Here is a 2,308-nt window from a genome sequence, read left to right as displayed (position 1 = left end):
CGGAGATGCCCTCACTCACGTCGACTAGGAGTTGTGTCCGTGCGGCCGGCCCGGCGGCGGTCCGGGCGGCGGCCCCATCCGCGGGCCGGGCGGCGGACCGCCTGGGCCGCGCATCGGCGGGCCCATCGGCGGCGGCCCCATGGGCGGTCCCATGGGCGGCGGGCCCATCGGCGGCCCCATCGGCGGGAGTCCGCCCGGGCCGGCAGGGCCGGCGGGGCCGCCCGGACCACCGAAGACCCCGACGGGTTCCTCGGGCCTGGGCGCCGGGCGGGCCGCGGCGAACTGCGTCCGGCACAGCTCCGCGTAGAGCCCGTCCGCCTCCAGCAGTTCCTCGTGGGTGCCGCGCTCGCGGATCCGGCCCTCGTCGACGACGAGGATCTGGTCGGCCTCCCGGATCGTGGACAGCCGGTGCGCGATCACCAGCGAGGTACGGCCCGCCAGCGCGGCCTTGAGCGCGCGCTGCACGGCCGCCTCGGACTCGGAGTCGAGATGCGCGGTTGCCTCGTCGAGAACGACGATCGGCGGGGCCTTGAGCAGCAGCCTCGCGATGGCGACCCGCTGCTTCTCGCCGCCGGAGAACCGGTAGCCGCGGTCGCCGACCACCGTGTCCAGGCCGTCCGGGAGGGAGGAGATCAGGTCCCAGATCCGCGCCGCCCGGCACGCCTCGACGACCTCGTCCTCGGTGGCGTCCGGCCTCGCGTACAGCAGGTTCCCCCGGAGGGTCTCGTGGAAGAGGTGCGCGTCCTGGGTGACCATCCCGATCGCGTCGCGCAGCGAGTCCAGCGTCACGTCCCGGACGTCCCGGCCGCCGATCCGGACGGCTCCGGAGTCGGGGTCGTAGAGCCGCGGCACCAGATGGGTGATCGTGGTCTTGCCCGCGCCCGACGGGCCGACCAGCGCGGTGAGCTTCCCGGCCGGTGCGGTGAAGCTCACCTCGCGCAGGGTCAGGGCGTTCTCGGCACGCTCCCGCACGGGCAGCGCGATCGACTCCAGCGAGGCCAGCGAGACGTCCGAGGCCGCCGGATACCGGAACGACACGGCCTCGAACTCGATCCGCGGAGCAGTCCCCGCCTCCGGGCCGGCACCGTTGCCGGACGCCGCCCCATTGCCCGCCGCCGCCCCGCTGCCCGCCGCCGCGCTGCCCGCCGTCGCGCTGCGGGCCGCCGCGGTCGCGCGGGGCCCTGCGGTCGCGGGGAGGGGACGCGCGTCCGGCCGTTCCGCGATCAGCGGCTTCAGGTCCAGCACCTCGAAGACCCGGTCGAAGCTGACCAGCGCGGTCATCACGTGCGCCTGCACCCCGGCCAGCTGGTTGATCGGCCCGAACAGCCGGGTCAGCAGGGTGGCCAGCGCCACCAGCGTGCCGAGCTGGAACGCGCCGTCGATCACCAGGACGCCGCCGAGCCCGTACACCACGGCGGTCGCCAGGGAGGCGAGCAGGGTCACCGAGATCAGGAGCAGCTCGGAGTAGACGGAGGTCACCACGCCGATGTCGCGGACCCGCGCCGCGCGCCGGGCGAAGATCCCGGCCTCCTCGTCCGGCCGGCCGTAGAGCTTGGCCAGCAGCGCCCCGGACACGTTGAAGCGCTCGTGCATGAGGGAGCCCATCTCGGCGTCCTGCTGCATCGACTCGCGCATGAGGCGCTGCAGCCGCCGCCCGACGATCTTGCCGGGGAGGATGAAGAACGGGAGGACCACCAGGGCGATGAGGGTGATCGCCCAGGACAGGTAGAACATCGTGCCGAGCACGAGGATCAGGGACAGGACGCTGGACACCACGTTCGACAGCAGGGAGGTGACCGCCTGCTGCGCCTGGATCACGTCGGTGTTCAGGCGGCTGACCAGCGAGCCGGTCTGCGCCCGGGTGAAGAACGCGAGCGGCTGGCGCTGCACGTGCCGGAACACCTCGGTGCGCAGGTCGTAGATGAGCCCCTCGCCGATGCCGCCCGACAGGCGGGCGGCGACCAGCTTGAACACGGCGTCCGCCAGCGACAGCCCGGCGACCCCCGCGGCGATCCCGACGACCAGGCCCGTGTCGCGCGGAATGATGCCGTTGTCGATGATGAATTTGAAGAGAAGCGGGACCGACACGGTGATGAGCGCGCCGAGCGCGGTGATCGATAAAAGGCCGGCCACACGCCATCGATAGGGCCTGGCGTAGGGAAGGATCCGCCGGACCGTACCGGGTCTCACCTGCTGATCGGTCAGCGATTCGTCATCGCCGAAACCGCGTATCATCACTGGCCCCGGACCGCCGATCATGGCACGGAAACCCCCTTTCGCGTTCTACCGGCACTATCGGTTCACACGC

General features: G+C 72.6%; 1 protein-coding gene. It reads right to left on the bottom strand.

Going from position 1 to position 2,308, the window contains the following annotated elements; translation table 11 throughout:
* Positions 1-24 precede the first annotated feature (24 nt).
* Entirely contained in the window at positions 25-2,259 is a 2,235-nt protein-coding gene (locus IW256_RS41950) for an ABC transporter ATP-binding protein (RefSeq protein WP_425549720.1), read from the bottom strand.
* Positions 2,260-2,308 lie beyond the last annotated feature (49 nt).

This window comes from Actinomadura viridis (assembly GCF_015751755.1).
Classification (GTDB): Bacteria; Actinomycetota; Actinomycetes; order Streptosporangiales; family Streptosporangiaceae; genus Spirillospora; species Spirillospora viridis.
This window is presented reverse-complemented; position numbering and strand designations above follow the sequence as displayed.

Excerpts from the sequence above, each read along its gene's own strand:
- IW256_RS41950 (WP_425549720.1), bottom strand. The coding sequence starts at position 2,259 with ATGATCGGCGGTCCGGGGCCAGTGATGATACGCGGTTTCGGCGATGAC.